The sequence below is a fragment of the Rhodopila sp. genome (genome assembly GCF_965277825.1).
Taxonomy (GTDB): domain Bacteria; phylum Pseudomonadota; class Alphaproteobacteria; order Acetobacterales; family Acetobacteraceae; genus Rhodopila.
Genome location: NZ_OZ255846.1, coordinates 2,438,954 through 2,465,647, shown reverse-complemented (window position 1 = coordinate 2,465,647; position 26,694 = coordinate 2,438,954). Strand labels below are relative to the sequence as shown.

At 67.0% G+C, this 26,694-nt stretch carries 24 protein-coding genes; 15 read left to right on the top strand and 9 right to left on the bottom strand.

Features of this window, described 5'->3' with window-relative positions; translation table 11 throughout:
• Position 1 precedes the first annotated feature (1 nt).
• Both ACQY4T_RS12210 and ACQY4T_RS12205 read right to left on the bottom strand, forming a co-directional pair.
• Entirely contained in the window at positions 2–1,714 is a 1,713-nt protein-coding gene (locus tag ACQY4T_RS12210) for a tetratricopeptide repeat protein (protein WP_428542213.1), read from the bottom strand.
• 113 nt (positions 1,715–1,827) lie between these two features.
• Positions 1,828–3,504 carry a 4Fe-4S dicluster domain-containing protein gene (locus tag ACQY4T_RS12205; RefSeq protein WP_428542210.1) on the bottom strand — a complete coding sequence of 559 codons (1,677 nt, stop codon included), beginning with the start codon at positions 3,502–3,504 and terminating at the stop codon, positions 1,828–1,830.
• A gap of 107 nt (positions 3,505–3,611) precedes the next feature.
• Between ACQY4T_RS12205 and ACQY4T_RS12200 the strand changes: the two genes are divergently transcribed.
• The 4 genes from ACQY4T_RS12200 (at position 3,612) to ACQY4T_RS12185 (ending at position 7,205) form a co-directional block, all read left to right on the top strand.
• Complete coding sequence (locus ACQY4T_RS12200) at positions 3,612–4,484, top strand: hypothetical protein (protein WP_428542207.1); 873 nt, start codon at positions 3,612–3,614, stop codon at positions 4,482–4,484.
• 1 nt (position 4,485) lies between these two features.
• Positions 4,486–5,538: a lactonase family protein gene (locus ACQY4T_RS12195; protein WP_428542204.1), complete on the top strand. Its 1,053-nt coding sequence runs from the start codon at positions 4,486–4,488 to the stop codon at positions 5,536–5,538.
• A gap of 61 nt (positions 5,539–5,599) precedes the next feature.
• Positions 5,600–6,736: a hypothetical protein gene (locus tag ACQY4T_RS12190; protein ID WP_428542201.1), complete on the top strand. Its 1,137-nt coding sequence runs from the start codon at positions 5,600–5,602 to the stop codon at positions 6,734–6,736.
• A gap of 112 nt (positions 6,737–6,848) precedes the next feature.
• Entirely contained in the window at positions 6,849–7,205 is a 357-nt protein-coding gene (locus ACQY4T_RS12185; RefSeq protein ID WP_428542198.1) for a YkgJ family cysteine cluster protein, read from the top strand.
• Between the two features lie 164 nt (positions 7,206–7,369).
• On the opposite strand, the gene ACQY4T_RS12180 is transcribed toward ACQY4T_RS12185, so the two are convergent.
• Complete coding sequence (locus ACQY4T_RS12180; protein ID WP_428542195.1) at positions 7,370–8,731, bottom strand: MFS transporter; 1,362 nt, start codon at positions 8,729–8,731, stop codon at positions 7,370–7,372.
• Positions 8,732–8,950: 219 nt separating this feature from the next.
• Between ACQY4T_RS12180 and ACQY4T_RS12175 the strand changes: the two genes are divergently transcribed.
• On the top strand, positions 8,951–9,961 hold the full coding sequence (locus ACQY4T_RS12175; protein WP_428542192.1) for a TauD/TfdA dioxygenase family protein: 1,011 nt from the start codon (positions 8,951–8,953) through the stop codon (positions 9,959–9,961).
• Positions 9,962–10,101: 140 nt separating this feature from the next.
• Here the strand turns inward: ACQY4T_RS12175 and ACQY4T_RS12170 are convergent, their stop codons facing one another.
• On the bottom strand, positions 10,102–11,658 hold the full coding sequence (locus ACQY4T_RS12170) for a CoA transferase (RefSeq protein WP_428542189.1): 1,557 nt from the start codon (positions 11,656–11,658) through the stop codon (positions 10,102–10,104).
• A gap of 101 nt (positions 11,659–11,759) precedes the next feature.
• On the opposite strand from ACQY4T_RS12170, the gene ACQY4T_RS12165 reads away from it, so the two are divergent.
• From ACQY4T_RS12165 to ACQY4T_RS12145, 5 genes are all read left to right on the top strand, one after another.
• Positions 11,760–11,888, top strand: a complete 129-nt coding sequence (locus ACQY4T_RS12165) for a hypothetical protein (protein WP_428542186.1) — start codon at positions 11,760–11,762, stop codon at positions 11,886–11,888.
• Between the two features lie 146 nt (positions 11,889–12,034).
• Complete coding sequence (locus ACQY4T_RS12160) at positions 12,035–14,119, top strand: FUSC family protein (RefSeq protein WP_428542183.1); 2,085 nt, start codon at positions 12,035–12,037, stop codon at positions 14,117–14,119.
• Positions 14,116–14,328, top strand: a complete 213-nt coding sequence (locus ACQY4T_RS12155; protein WP_428542180.1) for a DUF1656 domain-containing protein — start codon at positions 14,116–14,118, stop codon at positions 14,326–14,328. The genes ACQY4T_RS12160 and ACQY4T_RS12155 overlap by 4 nt, the downstream gene beginning before the upstream one ends.
• A complete protein-coding gene (locus ACQY4T_RS12150) occupies positions 14,325–15,230 on the top strand; it encodes an efflux RND transporter periplasmic adaptor subunit (protein WP_428542177.1) in 906 nt (301 codons plus the stop codon). Before ACQY4T_RS12155 ends, ACQY4T_RS12150 begins: the two co-directional genes overlap by 4 nt.
• Positions 15,227–16,258: a hypothetical protein gene (locus ACQY4T_RS12145; RefSeq protein ID WP_428542174.1), complete on the top strand. Its 1,032-nt coding sequence runs from the start codon at positions 15,227–15,229 to the stop codon at positions 16,256–16,258. Before ACQY4T_RS12150 ends, ACQY4T_RS12145 begins: the two co-directional genes overlap by 4 nt.
• A 154-nt stretch (positions 16,259–16,412) precedes the next feature.
• On the opposite strand, the gene ACQY4T_RS12140 is transcribed toward ACQY4T_RS12145, so the two are convergent.
• The 4 genes from ACQY4T_RS12140 to tkt form a co-directional block, all read right to left on the bottom strand.
• Positions 16,413–16,814, bottom strand: coding sequence for a hypothetical protein (locus ACQY4T_RS12140; protein ID WP_428542171.1), 402 nt, complete (start codon positions 16,812–16,814; stop codon positions 16,413–16,415).
• A gap of 12 nt (positions 16,815–16,826) precedes the next feature.
• On the bottom strand, positions 16,827–17,027 hold the full coding sequence (locus ACQY4T_RS12135) for a hypothetical protein (protein WP_428542168.1): 201 nt from the start codon (positions 17,025–17,027) through the stop codon (positions 16,827–16,829).
• Between the two features lie 33 nt (positions 17,028–17,060).
• Positions 17,061–18,737, bottom strand: a complete 1,677-nt coding sequence (locus ACQY4T_RS12130) for a CHAD domain-containing protein (protein WP_428542165.1) — start codon at positions 18,735–18,737, stop codon at positions 17,061–17,063.
• A gap of 143 nt (positions 18,738–18,880) precedes the next feature.
• Entirely contained in the window at positions 18,881–20,914 is a 2,034-nt protein-coding gene (gene tkt, locus ACQY4T_RS12125) for a transketolase (RefSeq protein WP_428542162.1), read from the bottom strand.
• A 555-nt stretch (positions 20,915–21,469) separates the two neighbouring features.
• On the opposite strand from tkt, the gene ACQY4T_RS12120 reads away from it, so the two are divergent.
• From ACQY4T_RS12120 to ACQY4T_RS12110, 3 genes are read left to right on the top strand one after another with little or no spacing between them, the layout of a single operon-like run.
• Positions 21,470–22,270: a sensor histidine kinase gene (locus ACQY4T_RS12120; RefSeq protein WP_428542159.1), complete on the top strand. Its 801-nt coding sequence runs from the start codon at positions 21,470–21,472 to the stop codon at positions 22,268–22,270.
• Positions 22,271–22,281: 11 nt separating this feature from the next.
• Positions 22,282–23,796 (top strand): RAD55 family ATPase, encoded by a 1,515-nt coding sequence (locus ACQY4T_RS12115; protein ID WP_428542156.1) that lies wholly within the window; start codon positions 22,282–22,284, stop codon positions 23,794–23,796.
• Positions 23,793–24,185: a response regulator gene (locus tag ACQY4T_RS12110; protein ID WP_428542153.1), complete on the top strand. Its 393-nt coding sequence runs from the start codon at positions 23,793–23,795 to the stop codon at positions 24,183–24,185. The genes ACQY4T_RS12115 and ACQY4T_RS12110 overlap by 4 nt, the downstream gene beginning before the upstream one ends.
• A gap of 160 nt (positions 24,186–24,345) precedes the next feature.
• On the opposite strand, the gene ACQY4T_RS12105 is transcribed toward ACQY4T_RS12110, so the two are convergent.
• Positions 24,346–24,654: a plasmid stabilization protein gene (locus ACQY4T_RS12105; RefSeq protein ID WP_428542150.1), complete on the bottom strand. Its 309-nt coding sequence runs from the start codon at positions 24,652–24,654 to the stop codon at positions 24,346–24,348.
• A gap of 231 nt (positions 24,655–24,885) precedes the next feature.
• On the opposite strand from ACQY4T_RS12105, the gene ACQY4T_RS12100 reads away from it, so the two are divergent.
• The gene (locus ACQY4T_RS12100; protein WP_428542147.1) at positions 24,886–25,533 is read left to right on the top strand and encodes a glutathione S-transferase family protein; all 648 of its coding nucleotides are present in this window, start codon (positions 24,886–24,888) and stop codon (positions 25,531–25,533) included.
• On the top strand, positions 25,524–26,459 hold the full coding sequence (locus tag ACQY4T_RS12095) for a 2-dehydropantoate 2-reductase (protein ID WP_428542144.1): 936 nt from the start codon (positions 25,524–25,526) through the stop codon (positions 26,457–26,459). The genes ACQY4T_RS12100 and ACQY4T_RS12095 overlap by 10 nt, the downstream gene beginning before the upstream one ends.
• Positions 26,460–26,694 lie beyond the last annotated feature (235 nt).

The window sequence follows — 26,694 nt, the reverse complement described above, 5'->3', positions numbered from 1 at the left end:
CCTATTGCCCACTGGCGACCGTGCCAGGATGCCCGGTGTTCAGCTTGGCTTCCAGCCTGGCGGCATCGTCCTTCGTCGGATTCAAGGTCAACGCCCGCCGCCATTGATACTGCGCCTCGATCTTGCGCCCGGCCGCCCAGTAGGCATCGCCCAGATGGGCGTTGATCGTCGAGTCCTCGGGTTCCAGCTCGACCGCCCGCTCCAGCGTGCTGACCGCCTCCTTGGCATCGCCCTGGCGATACATCACCCAGCCCAGACTGTCGGTGATCGCCCCGTCATTCGGCCGCTTCTCCGCCGCGCGCTGGATCATCTGCCGCGCCTCGGTCAGGTGATGCCCCATGTCGGCCCAGGAATAGCCCAGATAGTTCAGCACGTAAGGCTGATCCGGCGACAGCTCCAGCGCGTGTTCGAAATCCGCCTTCGCCTTCGGCCAGGCGTGCGAGCGCTCCTCGGACACGCCACGATCATAGAACAGCACCCAGTCCTGCGCCGCCGGCCGAGACAGCCTGGCGATCGCCCGGTCATACGCCGCCCCCGCGTCCGGGAAGCGCTGCTTGCTGCGCAGGATGTCGCCGCGCTGCTCATCCGGCAACGGGCTGTCCGGATATTGCCGCGCCAGCCGCTCCAGCTCTCGCATCGCGTCATCCGAACGCCCCAGCCGATCGGTCAGCGCCGCTCGACGCAACTGCACGATGGCAATGATCGGGTCGGTCGAGGGCACCTCGTTCAACCGGCGCAACGCAAGCTCCGGATGATGCTCGCTCTGCTCGATGTCGGCCGCCAGCAGCCGCGCGGCGGCAAAATCCGGCCGCAGATCCAGCGCCAGCCGCAACATCACCAGCGCGAAATCATTGGCATCCTGCGACTGCAGCAGCGCGGCAAAGGTGAAATACGCCTCGGCGATGCCGTCGCTCGCCCGCGCCACCGGACGCTTGGTGACGTTGGCCATCAGCCCCGGCAAGGCGATCGCCAGCTCAGGCGAGACCCCGGGAAGCGACGCCAGGATACGCTGCGCTTCGGCCGGCTGACCGGACCTCGCCTCCCAGCTCGCCAGGATCTGCGCCATCCGCAGGTTGGGCTGCGCCAGATCGGTCTGCGTGGTCCGATACAGTTTGGCAGCCTCGTCATTGCGCCCGCCGAGGTCGGCGATCATCGCCGCGTGCAGCGCAAAGATCCCGCGGAACCGGGGATTTTCCACATACGGCCGCAGCGTCGACAGCGCGGTATCGGTCCGCCCGTCACCCTGCTGCGCCCACGCCACCAGCAGCGGCTGCAGCAACTGGGTCAGCCCCTGCCGCGGCAACCCATGAAAGCGGCTTTCCGCCGCCTGCCAGCGCCCCGCCTTGATGTCGACGTCGGCCAAGACGAGCTGCGCCACTTGGCTGTCCGGCAACCGCCGCGCCAGCTTGGCCGCTTCCGGCCGATCCGCCTGCAGCGTCGCGATGAACGCCTGCAGCGTCAGCTCCGGATCGCTCGGATTCAGCCCCGACGCCTTCAGCAGATCGTTCGCCGCGGTTTGCGAATCCCCCTCCGAAAGCGCGTAACGCCCCGCCAGGTAATCACCGATGACGCCATTCGGCACCGCCTCGGTCGCAGTCTTGGAGGTTGCAGTCTCGGACGTTGCGGTCTCGGGCGATGGATGGGACGCCGCGCAGGCCGACAACAGCGTCAGCGCGAGCAGGACGGACCGCCTGGCGGTACGGGCATGTTGCATCCGCTCACTCTAGCAGCCGTGAAAACCCATGTCATTCAGCTTGTTGCCGTCACCCCGGGCCCGACACCGCGGAGCAGTGACCCCCGAACTGACACCGCCCGGCCCGAAGCGGCCTACATCCCGCCCGGATAATTCGGCCCGCCGCCACCCTCCGGAGGCACCCAGTTGATGTTCTGGGACGGGTCCTTGATGTCGCAGGTCTTGCAGTGCACGCAGTTCTGCGCGTTGATCTGCAACTTCGGCTCGCCCTCCTCCACGCCGACATACTCATACACCGCCGCCGGACAATACCGCACCTCCGGGCCACGATACTCCTGCCAGTTCAGCGCCACCGCCTTGGCCGGATCCGCCAGCACCAGGTGCGCCGGCTGGTTCTCTTCGTGGTTGGTGTTGCTGATGAACACCGAGGACAGCTTGTCGAACGTCAGAACCCCGTCCGGCTTCGGATAGCTGATCCGGGGCGCCGCCTCGGCCGTCGCCAGCGTTTCGTTGTCGGCGTGCCGATGGTGCAACGTCCACGGCGCCTTGCCGCGCAGCACGTAGGTATCCAGCGCGCTGTACGCCAATCCGCCCCACATCCCGAACCGCGCGAACGACGGTCGCACGTTGCGCACCTTCGACAGTTCCTCCCACACCCAGCTCGCCTTGACCCGATCGACGTAGCCGTCCAATTCCGCCGCATGCCCGCCCGCCAGCGCCTCGGCCACCGTCTCGGCCGCCAACATGCCCGACTTCATCGCCGTATGAGTGCCCTTGATCTTCGGTACGTTCAGAAAACCCGCCGCGTCGCCGATCAGCAGCCCGCCCGGGAAGCTCAGCTTCGGCAACGACTGCACGCCGCCCTCGATCAGCGCCCGAGCACCATAGGAAATCCGCCGGCCGCCCTCGAAATGCTTGCGCATCGCCGGATGCGCCTTGAAGCGCTGCATTTCGTCGAACGGCGACAGCCAGGGATTGGCATAATCCAGCCCGATGACGAAGCCATACGAGACCAGGTTGTCACCGAAATGATACAGGAACGACCCGCCATAGGTCGCCCGGTCCAGCGGCCAGCCCAGGCTGTGCTCGATCAGCCCCGGCCGGTGGTTCTCGGCCGGGATCTCCCACAACTCCTTGATCCCGATCGCGTAGGTCTGCGGATCGCGGCCGTCGCGCAGGTTGAATTGTGTCATCACCTGCTTGGACAGCGATCCGCGGCAGCCCTCGGCGAGCAGCGTGTAGCGCGCCCGCAACTCCATGCCGCGCTGGAAGTTGCCGGCGGCCGACCCATCCTTGCCCACCCCCATGTCGCCGGTGGCGATGCCGGCAACGCGGCCCTCGTCCTGCAGCACCTCGGTCGCGGCGAAGCCCGGATAGATCTCCACCCCCAGCGCCTCGGCCTGCTGCCCGAGCCAGCGCACCACGTTGCCCAGCGAGACGATATAGTTGCCCGAGTTGTGCATCTGCGGCGGCGTCGGCAGCTTGAACGCTCGGCTCTCGGTCATCAGCATGAAGCGGTCCTCGCGCGCCGGGGTGTCCAGCGGCGCCCCCTTCTCCTGCCAGTCCGGGATCAGCTCGTTTAGCGCCCGCGGCTCGATCACCGCCCCCGACAGCGTATGGGCGCCGATCTCGCCGCCCTTTTCCACCAGGCAGACCGCCGCCTCCGGCGCCAACTGTTTCAGCCGGATCGCCGCCGACAGGCCGGCCGGCCCGCCCCCGACGATGACGACGTCGAACTCCATCGCTTCCCGCCCCATCGCTTCCCGCCCGGGTAGCTCCTCGGCCATTTTCCACTCCTTGGCGTCTGTCATGACTTCGATTCAGCCCTATGTGCGACAGAACAGTCCGCAGGGGCAAACCGGCGACCCCTCCCGAACATTTAACCCCGCCACTCAACCCCTAGCCGCGGAGCACAACCTTGCCGGAGAACGACGCTTTGTTGCTGATCGGCCACGGATCGGCGCGCTATCCGGACGCCGCCGCCGCGATGCACCGACACGCCCAAACGCTGCGCGATGCCACCGTGGGCAACGCCACCTTGGGCGACGCCACCTTGGGCGAGGCGACCGTTGGCGACACCGCCCGGTTCGCCCCAAGGTTCGCCCCAAGGTTCGCCCCAAGGTTCGCCCAAGTCGAGGTCGCGCTGCTGCACGGCGCCCCCTCGGTCGAGCAAGCCCTAGACCGCATCACCGCGCCCACCCTGCGCGTGGTGCCGTTCTTCATGGAGGACGGCTATTTCAGCCGCATTGCCGTCCCCAGCGCCCTGGCCGCCCGACCTGGAACCACCATCTGCCCCGCCATCGGCGTCCACGATGCAATCGCCGGCGTTATCGAGCGCCAGGCCCTGGCCGCGTGCCACAACCTAGGCATCCCCCCACCCACCGCCGCGATCGTCCTGCTCGGGCACGGTTCGGCCAGCGCGCCGAATCGGGCACTGGCGCTGCACCGCCACGCCGCTCGGGTTGCCGCCACCGAACTGTTCGCCCGCGTCGAACCCGCCTGCCTGGAGGAGCCGCCGTTCTTCGCCGATACGCTGGCCGGCCTGCGCCACCACCCGGTGCTGGTCATCGGCTGCTTCGCCAACCACGGTGCCCATGTCCGCGACGACATCCCCGGCCTGATCGCCGCCGAACTGGCCGCGCGCGAGGGACGCTCTACGTCTGGCGCTTCCCCGCGAGCAGACGCTGCCGCGCCGACCGTGCACTTCGCCGGCTGCGTCACCGACGATCCGGCGATGCCGGCAATCATCATCGACCAGGCGCACCACGCCGTCGCTGCAAAAGGAGACTGAGATGTTCGCCTATGTCGGCGGCTACACCACGCCCGATCGCGACGGCCGAGGCAACGGCATCAACGTCTATCGTGTTGACGAGGTCAGTGCCGGCTGGACCCACCTGCAGCGTGTCGGCGGGCTCGACAATCCGGCGCTGTTCACGCTGAACCGTGACCAGACCCGGCTCTACAGCGTGCACGGCGGACGCAACCTGATCAGCGCCTTCGCCATCGACCGCCAGACCGGGTCGCTCACCCTGCTCAACCAGCAGGACTGCCAGGGCAGCAACCCCGTCGATTCCGCCCTCGACCCCAGCGAGCGCTTCCTGATCGTCGCCAACTACGCCAGCGGAGCGGTCGCCGTCATGCCGCTCGCGCCGGACGGCAGGCTGCAGCCGGTCAGCCAACTTGTCCAGTTGGAGGGCACCCCCGGCCCCGACCCGCAAGAGCAGTCCTCGTCCCATCCGCACGCCGTCGTATTCGACCCGACCGGACAGTTCGTCGTCGTCCCCGACAAGGGCTTCGACTGCACCTTCTTCTTCCGCTTCCAGCACGGCCGCCTGACCCCGACGCAACAGTCCCACATCGTCTCCGCCGCCAGCGCCGCGCCGAGACACGCCGCGTTCCATCCGACATTGGCCGTGCTCTACGTCAACAACGAGCTGGATTCGACCGTCACGGTGCTCGACTGGACCGCCGGAGGCGCCACCGAACGACAGGTGATCTCGACCCTGCTGGCCGGTTACGCCGCCCGCAACACCACCGCCGAGATCGTTGCCTCGCCCTGCGGACGCCACCTCTACGTGTCCAACCGAGGCCAGGACAACATCGTGCAGTTCGTCATCGCCCGCGACAGCGGGCTGCTGACCTACGCCGGCAACTTCCCGACTGGGGGCGCCAAGCCGCGGTTCTTCACCCTCGGGCCGAGGGCGAAACATCTCTACGTGGCCAACCAGGACAGCGACGAGATCACCGTGTTCCACATCGACCAGGCCTCGGGCAGCCTGATCCCCACCGGCGTGCGGGTCAGCGTCGGCAGCCCATCCGCTATCAGCTTTGTGACGCCCTCTTGAAAGCATGGCGCAATCCAGTCGATACTGTTCTTAATCGAAAGGTATCACTGGGGACGACGCCATGGCCAAAGCCAGCACCGGACCAACAGCGCCCGGCAAGATGAAACCGGCACCGCGGCCCGCCGGCAAGACCGCTGCCAAGGCCGCCGCGGCGAAGCGCAAGGCCGCCGGCAAGACCGCCGCAACACCAGCCGCGCCAAAGATGGCGCGAAAGACCGCCTCCGGCGGCACCCCGACCGGCGAGACCCCGACCGGCAAAGCTCCGCCCGGCAAAGTTCCGTCCGGCAAGTCCCCGGCCGACAAATCTCCGCTTGGCAAAGCTCCGCCTGGCAAAGCCGCTGCCCGGACGGCCACGACCCCAGCGAACCCGGCCCCGAAGACAACCGCCCCGAAGACAACCGCCCAGAAGACAACCGCCCAGAAGACAACCGCCCAGAAGACAACCGCCCAGAAGACAACAGCTCTGCGGCCGCGGGCAAAAAATGCGCCAGCCAAGTCCACCGCCAGGGCGAAAACCGCGGCGGCGAAGCTACCGGCGCCGAAGCCTCCCGCGCTACAGCGGACCCCATCTAAGCCGCCGGCCGCCAAACCGAAAGCCACCGGATCGGCCGCCGCCGTCAAGTCCGGCCGCAAGACCGTCGCGGCAAAAACCGCCGCCAGCCGTCACTCCGACAGCAGGCCAACAGTCCCGCCGGCCGCCGCCCGCCGCCCGCGCCCGATTGCCGCGCCGCGTAAGCTCCGGCCAGCGTCGCGCAAGCTGCCAGCCTCGGTGGGCAAGCCACCGGCGGCCAAAAGCCGGGCCGACGCCGTCACCCCCCGCGCGCCGCACAGCTTCACCGTCAGTCACCTCGACCAGCAGGATTTCAAGCCCGACGGCCTGCGCGCCTACGCGCTCTACCGCGACCTCGGGATCGCGGCGGCGAGCGCGGGCCTCTGCCAGGCGCATGTGATCCGTTTCACCCCGCCCTGCACCGACGCAGTCCGCCAGCCGCACGCCCACGACGTCGACCTGCAGTTGATCTACGTGCTGCAAGGCTGGATGAAGAACCACTTCGAGGGCCACGGCACCCAGATGATGTCCGCCGGAAGCTGCTGGCTGCAGCCGAGCGGCATCCGCCACACCGTGCTGGACTACTCGCCCGACTGCGAGGTGCTTGAAATCATCGTCCCGGCCGACTTCAAGACCACCGCGCCATAACGCGCCCGATCCGTCCAGCGGACCGGTCCAACCGATCTCGGCGCCCACGGCCGCGCTGAAAACATCCGGCACAACCATTGCGGCCCGCCCCGCGTCGTCGCAATCATGCCGGATGGCTAATCACGAGCGTCTCGACTGCCTGAAATGCCCAGCCCTGTGCTGCCGCATGGCAGGCTATGTTCGGGTCAGCCGCGACGACATCAGACGGCTTGCCAAGCACCTCGCCATCAGCGTCGCCGAGTTCGAAAGGCGCCACGTCGTCGAAGTCACCAAAAAGGGCGAGAAACGCATCAAGCAGGGCTACAAGACCTGCCAATTCCTCGACCACAACCACATGTGCACAGTCTATGACGCGCGCCCGCACGACTGCCGCGGCTATGTCTGCTGGAACCAGCCCGACGAGACCGTTTACGGCTACGCCCTGTTCCTGCAGACCGACGTGGCCAAGCTGCGCGATCAGGAGAACTGAACCCCACCACGGGATCGCGCTCGCCAACTGCCCACGCCCGCCGACTGCCCACGCTCGCCAACTGCCCAGCGTATCGGTTGCCCACGCCCGCCGACTGCGCCCGCGCTGACCGACCCTCGACTTGACCGGTCGTCCACGCCTGCCCCGGCGCGGAAAAACCCCGCCTACGAAGCCCGCCGCGGCCGCAACATCAGCGCCGCATTGACATCCTCCAGCGAACGCCCGGTGGTGAGCGGGCCATACACCGCATAGGCCACGCCACGCAGCACGTAGCAGCCGGCGACGAAGCCGAACACCGCCTCATACCCCAACCCGGCATACACCGCCGCCACCGCGAACGGCCCCGCCACATTGGCCAGCCGACCCAGCCCATAGGTCATCCCGGTGCCCAACGAGCGCACATCGGTGGAATAAAGCTCCGACGTGTAGATATAACCGCCGGTCGCGCCGGCCTGCAGACTGATCACCACCAGCGCGCCGAACACCATGATCCAGGTCGGATCGCTGCTAAAACCATACGCCACCCCGGCAACCGCCACCAGCAACGACACCGCGGTGTTGAACCACTTACGCTCGAACCGCTCCATCAGGTCCGCCGCCAGCAGCGCCCCCAGCGGATTGCACACCGCCATCACGCTGACGAAAGTCAGCGACTTCACCACCGAGAACCCGCGCTCGAACAGCAGCGTCGGCACCCACGACATGAACCCATAGAACCCCACCGTCCCGGTGATCGAGATCACCGTCAGCACCACGGTGCGGCCGAGATACGGCGAGCGGAACAGAGTGGCGTAAGGTGGCCGCTGCCGGATCGGTTCGTCGGCCTGCTGGTCCGGCTCCGCCAGGCTGCCATAGCGATCCAGCGCCAGCCGCTCCAGCCGAACCACTTCCGCCTCGGCCTCCTCGGTGCGGCCTTGCACCGACAGCCAGCGCGGCGATTCCGCCATCCAGCGGCCAACCAGCGCGGCGACGATGCCAAGACCGCCCCAGACGAAGATCAGCCGCCAGCCCCACGGCGCCACCGGCACCAGCAGCCGAGCCACCCAGGCGGTGGCGGGAATGCCCAGCAACCCCACCGTCATGGTGAGACCCATGTAACGGCCGCGCAGGTGCTTGGGGAAGAATTCGCTGATATAGGTATTGGCGATCACCGTCATCGCCGACAGGCCGATCCCGGTGATGAAGCGCAGCACCGCCAGCGACGCCACGTCCCACGCCGCTGCGTTCAGCAACGAGAACACCCCATACAGCAGGGTAGACAAGATGAAGCCGCGCCGCCGCCCGATGGCATTAGCCAGCTTGCCGCCGGCCAGCGCCCCGATCGTCATGCCGCCGAAACTCGCCGAGGTGATCAGCGCCACCGTGCCGACCGAGATCCCCCACTGCCTGATCACCGCGGGTGCCGCATAGGCAAACGTGTTCAGATCACCCAGCTCGAAGAAATAGGCGAACGCCAGCGCGATGAACGCCGTGCTGTGCGCCGAGGTCATCGGCAGCCGGTCCAGCCTGGCACTGATGCTGGCCATCTTTATCTCCCCCCAATCCGCGCTTGCCCTAATCCCAGCTTTCCCGAATCCCAGCTTGGCCCAATCCGAGGTTGCCCCAATCCGAGCTTGGCCTGACCCTAATCCGCGCCCCCGCGAAAGTCACATGCACCGCCAGGTGCACCAAATTGACCGCCAACCCCGGCCAATCCTAATACTGTCCCAAGCAGAACCGAGCCCGTTCGCACCGGAGACACGTTCATGACCACCGCATTGTCCAACCCGCCGGCACGCCCGATCGGCGTCACCCCGAACCGCCCCATCCAACCCCCCGATGCCGCCAGCCCCAACGTCACCAGCCCCACCGTCACCAGCCCCGCCGTCACCAGCCCCACCGTCACCAGCCCCAGTGCTACCGGCCGCGGTGCCCAGCCGCTCGGTGCCACAAGCTTCGGTGCCACGATCCCGCGGCTCGACCTACGCGCCATCACCGACGCAGATTTCGCTGCCATCCACCAGGCCTGGATCGACCACCAGGTGCTGGTGTTCCCGGCCCAAGCCCTGACCGACGCCGACCTAATCGCGTTCTCCCGCCGGTTCGGCGAACTCGACCACGCCCCGGTGCAGGAGAACGGCCAACGCTTCGCCAGCGGAATGCCGGAAATCTATGTCGTTTCCAACGTAATCGAAAACGGCGAGGCGATCGGCAGCCTGGGTGCCGGAGAAGCCGTCTGGCACACCGACATGTCCTACCTGCCCAGCCCGCCCAAGGCCAGCATGCTGTTCGCGCTGGAAATCCCCCCAACCGGCGGCGATACCTGGTTCTGCAACATGTACGCCGCCTTCGAATCGCTGCCGCCGGATTTGCGCCAACACGCCCTCGGCCTGCGGGTCAAGCACGACGGCACCTACAACAGCGGCGGGTACCTGCGCCAAGGCGTCACCCCCACCGATGATCCGCGCCAAGCCCCCGGAACCCTGCACCCGCTGGTCTGCACCCACCCCGAGAGCCACCGCCGCATGCTCTATCTCGGGCGCCGCCGCATGGCCTGGATCGACGGCCTCAGCCTGCCGGAGTCCGGGGCAGTGCTCGATGAAATCTGGGCCCACGCCACCCGAACCGAGATCAGCTTCGCCCATCATTGGCAGGTCGGCGACCTGGTGCTGTGGGACAACCGCTGCACCATGCACCGACGCGACCCGTTCGAGGCCACCTCACGCCGCGTCATGCACCGCACCCAGATCAAGGGCGCCGCTCCCCCGGCGGCGTAATCCCGGCTACCCGGCACGCCTGTCCCCGCGCGCGCGACCCCGCGCGCCTATCCCGCACGCCCAGCCCCGAACGCCTATCCCCGCACGCCTATCCCTGCACGCCCAGCCCGACACGCCTACGCACGCCTACCCCCGCACGCCTAACCCCGCACTGGCCAAACCGGCTGATGATAGCCCAGCGGAACCGAAGGCCGAGCCCAGAACGGCGGCGTCTCCGACAGTCGGACAACCGGTTTCAAGTGCCGCAGCCGACCCGACGGCGTCTCCGTTTCCATCGACCAATCAAGCAGTTCCTCGGGACTGAATTCCTCCGCCACGCCGCCCAGTGTGTCGGCCGAGACCTCGCCCAGATCGACGATCCACTTGCCTACCTGCGCCAGCGAAATCCGCACCAGCCAGCTTCCGCCCTGTTCGGCCCGTCGCCGCAGCGCGATCATCGCCCCGGTCGCCATCAGATACCCGGTGCAGTAATCGATCGCCGACACCGGATAGAACTGCGGCGCACCCGTCTCGCCCGCACCCGCCTGGCCCGCACCGGTCCGGCCCGCACCCGCCTCGCCCGCCCCCGTCTCGCCCGCCACCACCTCGGCCTGCCGCGACGTGATCCCGCTGACCGTCTGCACAACCGTATCGAACCCGCGCCGCGAAGCCCACGGACCGGTGTGCCCAAATGCCGAGAGCGAGACATAAACCAGCCCAGGCCGGATCGCCGCCAGCTCCTCCGGCGATAACCCCCTGGCACCCAGCGCGCCCGGCCGATAGCCTTGCGAGAACACGTCCGCCTGCCGCACCAGGCCGCGCAGCGTATCGAGGTTCCGTTGCTCCCGCAGATCAAGGTAGGCGTTCAGCTTGCCGTGCCCGGTATCGAACTCCTGATACCCCAGGTTCGGCAGGTGTTCGGCCGATATCTTCATCACCTCCGCGCCATGCTCGGCCAGCGTCCGCGCGCAGGTCGGCCCCGCCAGCACCCGCGTCAGGTCCACCACGCGAATGCCCGACAGCGGCCGCTCGCCGGCCGGCAGCGGCTCGGGTTCACTGTCGCCGATCCGCACGATTTCCATCAGCGGCAATGACGCGATCGCCGCCGCTTGAGGATGCTGTGCCCACTCCGACGCGGTGCGCACCATGCCGCCGGCGCCGTTCGCCGCGATGATCGCCTCCTCCAGGTCCCGCGCATCCCACGCCGCCACCGCCCGGGTCACCGCCGCCCTGGTCTCCTCACAACCCAGCACGCCCAGCGCGGCGGCACGATGGTTGGGGAAATTGGCGTGGATGTAGCTCCAGCGTCCGTTCCTTGCCGGATACACCCCCATGATCGGATTGCGCCCGGCCGAAACCTCGCCGTCGCCCAGCTTCATGTAATGACCGCTGCGCAACGATGCCGTGGCCTGGCGCACATCGACGCCGATGTCCTGCCACCGGCCGGAGCGCAACCGCCACAGCTCCGCCGCGGCGATCCCGCTCGCCGCCAGCGTCGCCGCCCCGGCGGCGCCGATCCGGAACGGCGTCGGCAGCACCGGATCGGCGCCACCGCTGAACTTCACCCCATTCGCCTGTTCGGCCGACCATCCGGCGGCGGGCAGGATCGAGCCCAACGCATCCCGCGCCGTCATCCCAGCAACATTCCGCCCACCGAACTGCCCAGCCCGACCCGGTGATGGGCCACCCTGCGTCTTGTCAGCCGCGTGCTCCGACATGATCATCAACTCCCGGCCCTGAATTCCGCGTCACCCGCGCGGCGATCATGCCCCAGCCCAATGCAATCGGAAACCGCCCAACCCCGCCGCGGCCCGAGGTAATGCTTCGCCCGACCGGCACCGACTTTGTCGCCCCCGACTTTGTCGCCCCCGACTTTGTCGCCCCCAACTTTGTCGCCCCCAACTTTGTCGCCCCCGACTTTATCGCCCCCGACTTTATCGCCCAGTGATTTCGTCTTACGGTGACCAATGCCCGCCGCAATCGACGTCATTGTCGCCGGCCCCGCCTGGCGCCCGCCGAGCGTCTCGCGCCTGCCGAGCGTCACCGCCCCCGCCGCGAAACGCAACCGCCGATGCACCGCCCGATGAACGATCGATGAACTCCTGGCCCGGCGCCAACGATTGGCTGTTCTCGGGGAAGACCTTCGCCGCCGCCATGCTCGCACTTTACATCGCCATGGCGATCGGCCTGGATCGGCCATACTGGGCCATGGCCACGGTCTACATCGTGTCCCAGCCGCTGATCGGCTCACTGCGCTCCAAGGCGATCTTCCGCCTGATCGGCACCGCCATCGGCGCCATCGCGACAATCGTGCTGGTGCCGAACCTGGTCGATGCCCCCGAGCTGCTCAGTGCCACCCTGGCGCTGTGGACCGGAGGCTGCCTCTACATCGCCATGCTCGACCGCACCCCGCGCAGCTATGTCTTCATTCTGGCCGGCTTCACCGCCGCGCTGATCGGCTTCCCCGCCGTCAACGCTCCCGGCACGATCTGGGACGTCGCACTCGCCCGGGTCGAGGAAATCTGGCTCGGCATCGTCTGCTCCACCGTCATCGCCACCGTGGTCTTCCCGCGCCAACTCGGGCCGCTGCTCAGCGAGCGCATCCTCGCCTGGGTCAGCAACGCCAGCACCTGGACCCAGCAGGTGCTCGACGGCACCGACGACAAGGCCAACGCCTTTGCCCACCTCCGGCTCGCCGCCGATGCAGTGGAGCTGCGCATGCTCACCTCCCAGCTCGCCTGGGACAACTCGATCTGGCAGTCCGCGACACGCTGGGTCGGCGAACAGCAGCGGCGCATGGTGCTGCTGCTGCCGGTGCTGTCCTCGACCAGCGATCGTCTGGCCGCATTGCGAGCCGCCGACGCCATCACCCCCGGCCTGCGCCACCTGCTGGCCGAGCTCAGCCTGTGGGTCCGCGCCGGAGCACCGCCACCGCGCGCCGAGGCCGACCGCATGCGAAGTCGCATCGAGCAACTGCAGGCCGAAACCGACCCCGGCGCCGACTGGAACCAGGTGATGCGCTGCAGCCTGCTGCTGCGGCTGTACGACCTGGTCGACTTGCGCCAGGACATGCGTGACCTGCGCCGCCATATCGAGGAAGGCGGCGGCCCGCTCGCCCATCCGCTGGCGGTGCCCACCAGTGGCCCCGAACGGCTGCACCACGATCAAGGCCTGGCCGTGCTGTCCGGCCTGGCCGCCGCCGTCACCGTGTTGCTGACTTGCGCATTCTGGATCGCCACCGGCTGGCAGGCCGGCAGCGGCATGGCCTCACTTGCCGCCGCCGCCTGCTGCCTGTTCGCCGCCCAGGACGACCCGACGCCGGCGCTGAAGAGCTTTCTCGTCGTCACCTTGATTGCGGTCGCCGCCGTCGGCATCGGGCTGTTCGCCATCCTGCCCAATGTGCATGATTTCGAGATGCTGGCGCTGGTGCTCGCGGTGTTCTTCATCCCCGTCGGCCTGCTCATCGCCCGCCCCGCCAGCCAGCCGATGGGCTCCGGACTGGGCTTCCTCACCGCCACCCTACTCAGCCTGCAAGGCGCCTATTCAGCCGACTTCGTCAGCTACGCCGATGGCAGCTTCGCCGCCGTGCTGGGCGTCGCCAGCGCCGCCGTGGTCACCGCCCTGATGCGCTCGGTTGGCGCCGAATGGAGCGCCCGGCGCCTGCTGCGCGCCGATTGGCGAGACCTGGCGGCGATCCCCGCCAGCCACACCCCGCACCAGCGCGACGCCCAGGAACGGAATGCCATGACCGGACTACTGCTGGACCGGCTTGGCCTGCTGGTGCCCAGGCTGGCCGCGGTCGGAGCCGGCAACGACCTCGCCGCGGTGGACGCCCTGGCCGACCTGCGCATCGGCATCAACATGGTCGAGCTGCGGAACCAGCGCGACGTCATGGCGCCGCCACTGCGCCAGGCGGTCGATACCGTGCTGCAAGGTGTCGCCGCGCGCTTCGCCGCCCAGGCCGCCGCCGGTCGCGAACTGCGTCCGGCCGCCGCCCTGCTGCGCGACATCGACCGCGCCCTGGATGCCGTCATCGCCGATGCGGATGCGCGCGACCTGCTGCTGCAACTGGTCGGCATCCGCCGCGGCCTGTTCGCCGACGCCCCGCCGTACCGGCCCCGACCTCAGCCACCGCCGGATGACGCCGACCGACCCGACCCGGCCCGGCAGGCGGCATGATCGGCGAGGTTGACATCTATGGCGTGTTCGTCCCCATCCTGCTGGTGTGGGCGCTGATCGCGCTGGCGCTCACCGCCGGGCTGCGCCGCGTCCTGGCCCGCGTCGGCTTCTACCGGCTGGTCTGGCATCGCCCGCTGGTGGACCTGTCGCTGCTCGTCATCATCATGGCGGTGGTCGCCGCCGCCCTGCCGCTATGGATCGGCTCATGAAACCATTTCTCCGCCGCCTGGTGCTGAATTCCGGGCGCCCGCTGACGACCCTGCTGATCGTCGCCGTCGCCATCGTCGCCGGCCGCTTCCTGTGGGCCTACTACCAGGAGGCACCCTGGACCCGCGACGGCCGGGTCCGCGCCGATGTTGTCACCATCGCCCCCGATGTCTCCGGCCTGGTCGACAAGGTGGTGGTGCGTGACAACCAGACCGTCAGGCGCGGCGACGAGCTGTTCCGCATCGATCCCGACCGCTTCGAACTGGCACTCGCCCAGGCCGAGGCCGCCGTCGCCAGCCGCAAGGCGCAGATGGACGAGGCCAACCGCGAAGCCAACCGCTACCAGCAGCTCAATCAGCTCTCGGTCTCCAAGGAAACCCAGGAGCAGCGTCTGACCAGCGCCGAGTCGGCAGCCGCTTCGTACCGCCAGGCGGTCGCCGACCGCGCCGTGGCGCAACTCAACCTCAGGCGCTCGATCGTCACCAGCCCGGTCGACGGCACTGTCACCAACGTGGCGCTGGAGCCCGGCGACTACGTCACCACCGGCAAGGCCGTGATGGCCCTGGTGGACAGCGCGACGCTGCGCATCGAGGGCTATTTCGAGGAAACCAAGCTGCCCCGGATCCATATCGGCGACCGCGTCCAGGTCCGCCTGATGGGCGACCCCAGGCTGCTCGCCGGCCGGGTCGAGAGCATCGCCGCCGGCATCGCCGATCGTGAGCGAACCGACAGCCCCGACCTGCTGGCCAACATCAATCCAACCTTCAACTGGGTGCGCCTGGCCCAGCGCATCCCGGTGCGGATCAAACCCGATCCGCTGCCCCCCGGCGTGAACCTGGTGGTCGGCCGAACCGCCACCGTCACCATCGAACCCGGCACCAGCGCGGCTCAATCAAGACAATGAACCCGCCGGCGCCCCCAAGAACACCTGACCCGGCGCGCGTTCCGCGTATCGTCCCGCGGCTGCTGGCAACCGTCATCATCATGGCCGCGACCAATGCCGCGGCGGCGCCGCTGATCCTGGAGCAAACGATCCCGCTCGACGGGGTCTCCGGACGCATCGATCACATGGCCGTCGATGTTGCCGGAGAACGCCTGTTCGTCGCCGAACTCGGCAACGGCAGCGTCGATGTCATCGATCTTCATGCCAGCAAGGTCGTCAGGCGCATCAGCGGTCTGAAACAGCCGCAGGGCATCGGCTACGTCGCCAAACAGGACCTGATCGTGGTGGCCAGCGCCGGCGATGGATCCGCCCGCTTCTTCCGAGCCGCCGATCTATCGCCGGTGGGCAGCGTCGCGCTCGGCGAGGATGCGGACAACGTTCGCATCGATCCCATCTCCGGGCAGGTTCTCATCGGATATGGCGATGGCGGTCTGGCGATCATCGATCCCGCCACGCGGGCCAGGGTCGGCGACATCCGGCTACCCGGCCATCCGGAAAGCTTCCAACTCGATCCGAAGCTGGGTCGCATCTACATCAACGTGCCGGACAGGCATCAGGTCGTGGTTGCTGACCGCGGCACCCGCAGGCAGCTTGCGGCCTGGAAAATACCGGGAAGCGGAGCAAACTTCCCGATGGCGATCGACCATGCCGGCGGCTCGCTCGCCGTGGTCTTCCGCGGTCCAGCCAGAATCGCGATCCTGGACCCTGCAACAGGCGCTGTGACCGCCGACGTGGCGACCTGCGACGACGCCGACGATGCTTACTTCGACGCCAGGCGCAATCGAATCTACATTAGTTGTGGAGACGGCAGCGTGGACGTGCTGCACGAAGCCCCGGGAGAAACCCCCAGCCACATCGGGCGCGTAACGACCTCGCGAGGCGCTCGAACCTCCATCTTTGTGCCGCAACTCGATCGACTCTTCGTTGCGGTTCCAGCAGAAACGCCGGGCTCCGGAGCCGCTGTCCGGGTCTACTGTCCATCGCCCTGAACCGTCTGGTCGCAGCCAAACCGCGCAGCGCCCACCTCGCTCTCCGGCCCGCGCCGCAGCTAGCTGATTGATCGTGTGATCACGCGCATCGAACGTTCCGCTGAGGCCGCGATCGCGTTCTGGCCGCCAACCGGCGCCGGTTTCGCCGGCTTGCTCACTGCATCTGCTTGCGGACATCGGCGGCGCCCTGGCGATAGTCGTAGGTCGGATAGAACTCGGTGTGGAAGCCGCCCCAGGCGGTCTGCTCCAGCACCCGGTTGACCTCGCGCAGCCGATCGGGCGGCACGTTCAAGGTCACCACCTGGCCGATGCCCATCATCACGTACCACGACACCACCTCGATGCCCGGCGGCGGAAACTGCCGGAAAAATCCGGTCTGTTTCAGGTGTTGATTGATCTCGGCCAGGGTCTTGCTTTCGTCGTGGCGCAAGAACACCGTCAGCAAGGACTGCGCGCCGGTCGCTTCGGCCGCGGCCGGCCTCGGCGCGCCAAGCTTGCCCGCCACCAGGCCCGCCAGCGTCGCGCCGGTCATCGCCCGGCGGGTCGGAGTGGTCATCGCCCTCGCTCCTCAAAAACCGATCTTGCCTGCCAGCGCGTCGCGCTCGCCGGCGCCGGCCGCCGGCGCGTATGGACGTCCGGTGCTCAGATCGATGATCTCCACAACGATGTCGGCGTTTTCCCGCACCAATTCCCTTGCCCGCGCCTCGGCATCATCCGACGTCTCGAAGCGGTCGATGGCCTGCCCGCCAATCCGCAGTTCAAAGCCCATGTCATGCTCCCCCCGATGGTTTCATGCGCTGGTTCATGCGGTCGGTCCCGGCGGCCCACCGGCCGGCAACGACCCGGTCCCGATCGCCCGGCCGCCGCCCGGCGCCCAGCTCCCCGACGCCAAACTCCCCGGCGCCCAACTCCCCGGCACCCAGTTACCCGGCGCCCAGATCCGAGGCGCAGCCTGAAACGCATTCCACCGCTTGGCAAATTCCTGCAGAGCCTCGGCGCGCCGCCGTTGCAGCCGCCGCGCCAGCAATCCGATAGCCGCCGCCAACCCTGATGAGGCCGCACCGTCCGATGCCATACCGCTCGGTGCCGCACTGGCCGTCGCGTGCTTGGGCGGGGAGTCGGCTTCCAGATGACCCGCCAGGTGCATCGCGGTCACCGTATCGTTGCTGTCGCCCAAGTTGCGCAGCAATCGCTTGCAGGTGAGCAGATACCACCCCACCGCCTCCGCCGACAGCACCCCGCGCAGGCAATCGATGCCGTAACACAGCTTTTTCATCGCCTTGCGCAAGGCGTGCCGCTGCGCGTCGGAGCCCTGCGCAGCATTGCGGCCAAGGCGTTCCACCTTGTTCGCCAGGCGATCCAGCAACGCCGGGCACAACGCCTCGATCGGCTGGCGCGAAGCCGCCTCGCCCAGCAGGTCGGGCTGTTCCGCCCATGCTGCCAGGTCGAGCAGCAAGCCGGTGAAGTCTGCAGCCTGGACTGCTTGAGCGAAGCCGCGGTGCGCTGCCTCGCGCCTGGTCATCGCCGGCTGGCGCAGCAGTTCACCCGCCGCGCCGCCCTCTTGCGCATCGACCCGCGACATCCACGGCAGGGTCCGCAGGCTGAATACGTTCCAATCCCTGGCCTCGCCGAACCGCTGGCCGATGCGACCCAGTTCGGCCTGGAAACGCGACACGGCGGCCGGGTCCAGCAGCGGCTGGAACAGCGTCAGCGCGGCGCGCAACCGGCGGATCGCGATCCGCATCTGATGCACGCCCCAGGCGTCGCCGGCCAGCGCGGCCGGTTGGTTGGCCAGCAGGTGGCCCATCGTGGCGTGCAGCATCCGCCGCAGCGCCGCCGCCCCGGTGACGCCTGCCGCCAGCTCGATTGCCTCGGCCTTGCGCGCCGCCGGCGGCTCTCCGGTCAGCAGCCGGTAACCGCGTGTCGCCTTGCTCTGGCTTTCGATCGTCATCGGCACCGCCGCGTGCAACTCCCGGGCAAGCCGATACAGCGCCGCCGGGTCGCCGGATCGCAGTTCCAGTTCCAGTTCACGCACCGGCTCACGCTTGCCGCCGGCGATGATCACGCCGATATCGATCGCCGCTTCGACCACCACGTCGCCATCGAGCGTCAGCAGCCGGATCGAACGCTCGATCTCGGTCACCACCATCGGCGCCAGTTCAGGCCGAACCGGCAACTGCGCCGCGACCGGCGTCGCCGCCAGCAGCAAGAGGTCGGGCGTGTCATGCTCGATCGCCCATTCCCACTCCGCCCGGTCGGCGATGAGCCCAGCCTTCTTGTCAGCCTTCAGGGTCTGCACAAGCCGCTCGCCGCTGCGGCGCACCCGCAGGCTGATGTCGCGACGCGACAGCGCTCGATCGGTCGTGTCGAAATAGGTGGTGACCTGGCGCCGAGGCTCCGGCCTCGCCGCGCCGTCCACACCGAACCTGGCGTGCCCGAACAAGTGATCGAGCGAAGCCTCCGGCACCAGGAGCTTCAACTCGACTTCCCGGCCGGCCTGATTGGACAAAGCTTGCGTCATAATGTTGCAACGCAGCATAACGCGAAAAGGCAGCACCGGACGACATCAAAAGCAGTTGCGGTGGGCGACACCCCGTGCCAGCGGCAGGCCTTACCGCCGCCTTATCGCCGCCCCATCGCCTCCCGCGCCGCCCGCACCACGGCCTCGGTGTTGATGTCGAACTTCTTGTAGACGTCGGCGATCTTGCCGGAGGCACCGAACTCGTGCATGCCCACGAACCGTCCATCGAACCCCAGATAGCGGTCCCACGAGATCTCGACCCCGGCCTCGACCGCGACCCTGGCGGTGCCCTCGCCCAGCACCGAATTCTTGTAGGCGGCGTCCTGCTCCTCGAACAGCAGCCGGCACGGCATCGACACCACCGCCGTCGGCACGCCGTCTTTCTGCATTGCCGCGCGCGCCTCGACCGCCAGGTGCAGTTCCGAACCGGTGGCCATGATGGTCAGCTCGCGCGCGCCGCCCTCGGCCTCGTGCAGCACGTAGGCGCCCTTGGCGCAGCGGTTCTCGCTGCCGGTATCGCGCCGCAGCAGCGGCATCGGCTGGCGCGATAGCGCGATCAGTGCCGCCCGACGCGCGTCGTCCAGGATCAGTTCCCAGCATTCCGCGGTCTCCACCGGGTCGCCGGGGCGATACACCGCCAGGTGCGGAATCGCGCGCAACGCGGCCAAATGCTCGATCGGCTGGTGCGTCGGCCCGTCCTCGCCCAGCCCGATCGAATCGTGTGTCATCACGAAGATGGTGCGGATCTGCATCATCGCCGCCAGCCGGATCGCCGGCCGGCAGTAGTCGGAGAAGGTCAGGAACGTGCCGCCATACGGGATCAGCCCGCCATGCAGCGCGATGCCGTTCATTACCGCCGCCATGCCGTGCTCACGCACCCCATAGTGCACATAGGACCCATTGTACTCGCCCGGCTTGATCTCCACCTGGCCCTTCGCCTTGGTGTTGTTCGACGGCGTCAGGTCGGCCGAACCGCCCAGCAGTTCGGGAATGGCGGCGAACAGGTGGTTCAGCACCGCGCCGCTGGCCGCCCGGGTCGCGATATCCTTGCCGCTATCGACGAATTCCTTTTTCGCCGCGGTGATCGCGCTCTGCCAACCCTTCGGCAGTTCGCCCCTGGTGCGCCGCTCGAAATCCTGCCGCGGCCCGTCCGGCGCCGCCTTCACCCGATCCGCCCAGGCCATCCGTTGCGGCCGCCCCTTTTCGCCGATCGCCCGCCAGTCATCCAGCAGCGGCTTGGGGATGACGAAGGGCGGCGAATCCCAGCTCAGCAGCTTGCGGGCGCCGGCAATCTCCTCCTCGCCGGGCGCGTCGCTGTGCGCCTTCTGGGTGCCGGCCTTGGTCGGCAGTCCGAAGCCGATCACCGTACGGCACGAGATCATCGACGGCTTGTCGGTCACCGAATGGGCCTGCTTGATTGCCTCGCGGATGGCGTCGGTGTCGTGGCCGTCGATCTCCTGCACGTGCCAATGACAGGCTCGGAACCGCGCGGTCTGGTCATCCGACACCGAAAGCCCGGTGGCACCGTCGATCGAGATCGAATTGTTATCGAAGAACGCGATCAGCTTGCCCAGCCGCAGGTGCCCGGCGAACGAGATCGCCTCGTGGCTGATCCCCTCCATCAGGCAGCCGTCGCCCATGAACACATAGGTGAAATGATCCACCAGCGCATCGCCGAACTTGGCGTTCATGATCCGCTCGGCCAGCGCCATGCCGACCGAGTTCGCCAGCCCCTGCCCGAGCGGGCCGGTGGTGGTCTCGATGCCGTCGGCGTGGCGGTATTCCGGATGCCCGGCGGTCTTGCTGCCGACCTGGCGGAAATGCTTGATCTCCTCGATCGTCATGTCCTTGTAGCCGGTCAGATACAGCAGCGAATACAGCAGCATCGAGCCATGACCGTTGGAGATCAGGAAACGGTCGCGATCGAGCCAGTGCGGGTCCGCCGCATCGAATCGCATGAAATCACGGAACAGCACGGTGGCGATGTCGGCCATGCCCATCGGCATGCCGGGATGGCCGCTCTTGGCCTGCTCGACCGCGTCCATCGACAGCGCGCGGATGCAGTCGGCAAGGTCGCGCAAATGCTGATCGCGCGGCGCCGGCAGCGACTTTGCGTCGGTCATGGTGTTCGACATGGCTGGGTATCCTTACCAGGAAAACCGTGTGATCGAGGGCACTTGGCAGTGCCAAGACGGCGGACAGTCGGGCATCCGCGCAGCCGAGGCAAGGGTGGTGCCGCAACCGGCTGATTCGGGCGAAGATCGTCGATCCGCCAAGCCATCGCCAGGGGACCCAGCCACTTTCGACGTGCGGAAGTCATTGACAACCTGCCCCCAAGAATTCATCTATCTCATCGGAGCGTCTTAATAATCCTCAATCCTCACCTTCGGAGATCGAGTTTAGGATCCTCCGGAGATCGAGTTTAGGGTCCCCGAGAAGACCGGGCGACACGCGGTGCGCTGGGACTGACGCGCGCCGCAGTCCGCCGGCATCAACGAGATGAGCAACCGACGTTTGCTTCGTGCCTTCAGGCCAGCCACTCGCCAGCCCGGAATTCAGCTGATTTGCCGCACGAATGATCTCTCCCCGGAACACCGGCATCAAAGGCCGGCGCAACTTCTGCAGACCCGCGGGAACACGCCCCGGCGCGCCACTCTGCTCTGTCGCCAGGCCGGCTATACCAATACAGCATGGGTAGCGATCAACAGCATCTGAGCGCTGAAGATGCTGCCCACGAACTCACCCGTTTGCGCCTGCTGGTGGATGATTTGCGCCAAGCGGTACAGGCCCGAGACGATTTTATCGCCATCGCTGCCCACGAGTTGCGCAACCCGATGACGCCGCTCCAAGGCTTTGCCGAACTCGCGCTAGCCTCGGCACGGGCGGCGGAAGGAACCTGCCCGCCGCGCGTCACGGCTATGCTGGAAAGAATGCAGTTCGCCATCAGCGACTTCATCAGACGAGCAACAAGTTTGCTCGATGTTAGAAGAATCGAGGCCGATAACCTTCAGCTCAAACCGTCCGCGACCGACCTGTCCGCCCTGGTGATCTCGGTCGTCGAGAGATACGAACTCAACGCCGCTCATGGCGGCTCCCCGCTTAGGCTCGACATCGCCGGGGGAATCTCGGGCAAGTGGGATCGGCTTGCGGTCGAGCAGGTGATCGAGAATCTACTCTCCAACGCGCTCAAATTCGGCATGGGCCGGTCAGTGAACGTTCGGCTCGGATCGCATGAGACGTATGCGTGCATCGAGGTGCAGGACTTCGGCATAGGTATGCGGCCTGATCAACAGGCGCTGATATTCGGCCGGTTCGAGCAAGTCGTGACCCAGCACCGAGGCAGCGGTTTCGGGATTGGTCTGTGGGTGGCGGCGCGCCTTGTCGATGCCATGGGCGGCCGCATCACAGTCGACAGCCGTCCGGGTGAGGGTTCAATGTTCAGCGTGATGCTTCCTCTGGAACCACCTAAATCTGGTCGGCAGACGAAATGACACCACAGGAAATGGACTCTGACGTCGAAATCGAACGGGTGCCGAGCCTTGTGCCAGGCGTTGACACCATCCTGCGCGGCGGTTTCCTATCGGGCGGCCTCTACATGATCCAGGGATCACCTGGGATGGGCAAGACGATCCTGGCCAATCAGATCATCTACAACCTCGCCAGGCGAGGGCACCGAGCCCTTTTCGTCACCGTGCTCGGCGAAAACCATGGCCGCATGATGCTCCATCTGCGCCCAATGCGGTTTTTCGACGCATCATTCATGCCCGATCACGTGCGTTACATCAGTGCCTATCAAGCCTTCGATGACGACGGGCTGAGCGGCCTTGCAAACCTTCTTCGGCGGGAGATTCTGGCACACCAGGCGACTTTGCTGGTCGTCGATGACATGTCCGCCGTCCAGGCGAAAGCGCCCGGTACATTCGACATGAAGCGGTTCACCCATGAACTGCAGACCCTGGCCTCATTAACCAATTGCACCATGTTCCTTTTGACCACGGCTTCCAATGGGACTCTGGGGGTCGAGCGCACGATGGTGGATGGGCTGATCGAGCTTTTACAGCGACCCTATGGCTCCCGCACCGAACGCAGGTTTGTGGCTCACAAGCTGCGCGGCAGCGATTTCCTCCAGGGCGAGCATGCTTTCACCATCTCGCGCGACGGTGTTACCGCGTTCCCGAGGATCGAGGCCGCGTTCAGGATGGCAGAGATTGCGGGTACCATGTCGGGGTCACGCCTTTCGTGCGGCATCGCCAATCTCGACGCGATGTTTGGCGGCGGCATCCCGGTCGCCAGCATGACCGCGGTGATGGGCGCATCGGGCGCCGGCAAAACCACCATCGGGCTGCATTTCCTGTCTGCGTCCAGCGCCGCCGAGCCCGGCCTTCTGTTCGGCTCCTATGAACCCGCCGCGCGACTTCGTTACAAAGCCGCATTGATGGGCTTCGACCTCGCCGGCGCAGAACAGCGCGGCGAAGTGGAAATCCTCTGGCATCCCGTCGGCGAACATATTCTGGATGAACTTGGCCACCTGCTGCTCGACGCGGTTCGGCGGCGTAACGTCAAGCGTCTGGTGATCGACGGAATTTCCGTGTTTCAGGAGGCAGCGGTCGAACCGAACCGGATGGTGCGCTTTTGGTCCGCTCTGTCCAATGAGTTGCGCGCGCTCGGCGTCACCACTATATATAGTGTGGAATTGCAGGAACTCGCCGGACCCGACTTCCGTGCTCCCATGAGCGGGATAGCCTCGCTGGGCGAGGTCATGATCCTGCTGCGTTACGTTGAACTCCGAGCCCGACTGCATCGCTTGATCTCGTTACTTAAGGTGCGCGAGGGCGCGTTCGACAATACGATCCGCGAATTCACCGTCAGCGACACCGGAATCATCATAGGTGGCGCGTTCGACGCCGCCGCAGCTGCCTCGACCGTTACAGCCCCCGAAGTGAAGACCGATTCCACGGCTCGGTCCGAGAGCCGCGCAACGGAACCGCGCGCGGACGACATTGATCAGCCGGCATGAGCGGCATGGCCACCATCCTGATCGTCGAAGATGAGTTCGCCATCGCCGAACTGCTGGAGATGGTTCTCGTCGACGAGGGCTACAGTGTCCTCAGGGCGAGCAACGGGCGGCAGGGGCTGGAGCGCCTCGCCAACGACTCGCGCCCGGACCTGGTGATCTCGGACTACATGATGCCGATCCTCGATGGCGCCAGCATGATCCAGACGATGCGGGGAAATGAGGCGCAGCGCGACATCCCTTACATCATCATGAGCTCGATGCCTGAGGACAACGTGCGTCAACGCATCCAGGGCTACGCTAGTTTCGTTCGCAAACCATTCCATCTTCTCAAAGTGGTCGAGCTGGTTGCGACCATCCTTGGGCCGATAAGCTCGACGCACTCAGCTTAGACTAGCCCGAGGGCTCCAACTTTCCACGGTAACGATGCAGGTGATTCAGGCTAAGGTCCGGTCGGCCTCGGGGGCGCAGTCGGCACCTTGAAGCCGCCGCAGCAGGGATGAGATCGGCAGGCAGGCCGCTTCGGAATTCCCCCTGTTAGCTGCGCGAGCCTCAAGCGGACGGAGCCTTGCGCTTGCGGTTGGCAGCCGCCTGTTTCGCCGCCGCCGAACGGCCCGCGGCGGGACGCGAGGCGGCCGCCTTACCGCCAAGCTTGCCGCCCTTGCGCGACGGCGCATGATTTTCCGCCTTGCCGCGCCCGCTGCCGCTGGCCTTACCGCCCCCGGACTCCTTGTTCACCGTCGCCCAGGCGCGGCGCTCGGCGTCGGCTTCCGAGACGCCGCGTTGCGCGTAGCCTGCCTCGATATGCTCGGCCTGGCGCTTCTGCTTGCCGGTGTAGCTGGATTTGTCGCCGCGCGGCATGGTCGGTTTCCTTTGCCGGAACGGGGAGCCACATGGGTGAACGAAGCCGCGGCCACGCGGTTCGCCAGATAGCTTGGTGGCTAACACCAACGTTAGCCTGTTGCGGGAGCATCGCGAACTCTCGAGCATGAAGCAGTGATTCGAGCGTGCGGAGCGGCAGGTCCCAATGTCGCGCGGGCGTTGTCGTGCGGCATTTGCCATCCGCCTCGATCGCCAGCAGTCTAGGCGGACATGATCCCCGACCCCGCCCGCCTGACACTTTACGGCAGCTTCACCTCCAGCTCGTCGTACAAGCCGATGCTGTATCTGGCGCTGGCGCGGCTGCCGTTCAGCTTCCGCACCGTCAACCTCAAGCACGGCGTGCAGAAACAGCCGGAGTATCTGGCGATCAACCGCTACGGCCAGGTTCCGGCGCTGCGCCATAACGGGCTGACCATCGTGCAGTCCAACGTCATCCTGGACTACCTGGCCCGCACCACCGGCCACTTCGCCGGCGCCACCGCACAGGACCACTGGCGGGCGCGTGAGTGGCTGTCGTGGGAGGCGGACAACATCACCAATGTCGCCAAGGTGCGCCATTACAGCCGGTTTCGCCAGGTGGATGCGGCGGTGATGGAGTATTTCCGGCCGCTGGCGCTGGCCGCCGTCAGCTTCGTCGACCAGGCGCTGCAAGGCCGCCAATGGCTGGTGGGCGAGGCGCCCAGTATCGCCGATATCGGCTGCTGGGGCCGCATGGTGTTCATGGCCGAGGGCGGCCTCGACATCGCCGCCTGGCCCAACGTCCAGGCCTGGTCGCACCGGCTTGCCGCGTTGCCCGGCTTCGCCCTGCCGTACGACCTTATCCCATCGAAGGACCGGGAGTTCGATCCATGCGCATAGCCGTCATCGGCGCCGGTGGTGTCGGCGCCGCGTTTGGCGCAGCACTGGCCGCAACTGGGGCCAATACCGGCGTCGAGGTCAGCTTCGTGGCGCGCGGGGCGCATCTGCGGGCGATGCGCGAGACCGGCCTGCGGATCGAGGGCGGCCGCGGCGAGACGGTGGTGAGACCGGTCAGGGCGACCGAGGACCCGGCCAGCATCGGGGCGGTCGATGTCGTGCTGTTCTGCGTCAAGCTATGGGACGTGGAGGCCGCCGGCGCCGCGATCCGGCCCCTTCTCGGTCCGGAAACGGCGGTGATCCCGCTGCAGAACGGCATCGACGCCGCCGACCGGCTGATCCCGATCCTGGGTGCCCGCGCGGTGATGGGCGGGGTCGCCCAGATCAGTGCCACCATCGCCGAACCTGGCGTGATCCGCCAGACCGGCAGCTTCATGCGGCTGGTGTTCGGCGAGCTGGACGGCACCCCCAGCGCGCGCGGCGAAGCTTTCCTGACCCTCTGCCGCCAGGCCGGGTTCGACGCCACGAACAGCGATCGCATCCTGACCGATCTGTGGATGAAGTTCATCCTGCTGGCCAGCAACGCCGCGATCACCGCGGCGACCCGAACGCCGCTGGGCGCCCTGCGCGACGACCCTGACATCGAACCGCTGTTCGCCCGCGCCTACGCCGAGGTCGCCGCAGTTGGTAGAGCCAAGGGCGTCGCCATTCCTGAGGACGCAGTGGAACGCACCGTCGGCTTCAACCGCGCCGCGCCGCCGGCGATGATGGCGTCGATGGCGCACGACCTGATCCGCGGCAGCCGCATCGAGTTGCCCTGGCTATCGGGCAAGGTGGTATCATTGGGGCGCGAGCTTGGCGTTCCGACGCCGGTGCACGAGACGCTTTATGCGGTGCTGAAGCCGTTCGTGGACGGGCGCCCGAGTTAGCGCGGATTTGGGTCGGACCAATATCCGAACGGTTGGGTGTGGGCACAAAACGATCTGCCAGCCGAGGGCTTTGCCCGCGCGCCGCTGGGGCCGGAGCCGCCAGACCGCGTGAAACTAAGTACCGGATTTCAAAGGCTCGCCTTTGATGGGGTCTAGGGGCAACGCCCCTGGCCTTGCCGTAAACCGCCCCCGGCGGCCAATCTTGACCTTCAGTCCGCCAGAGCTTTTTCCATGA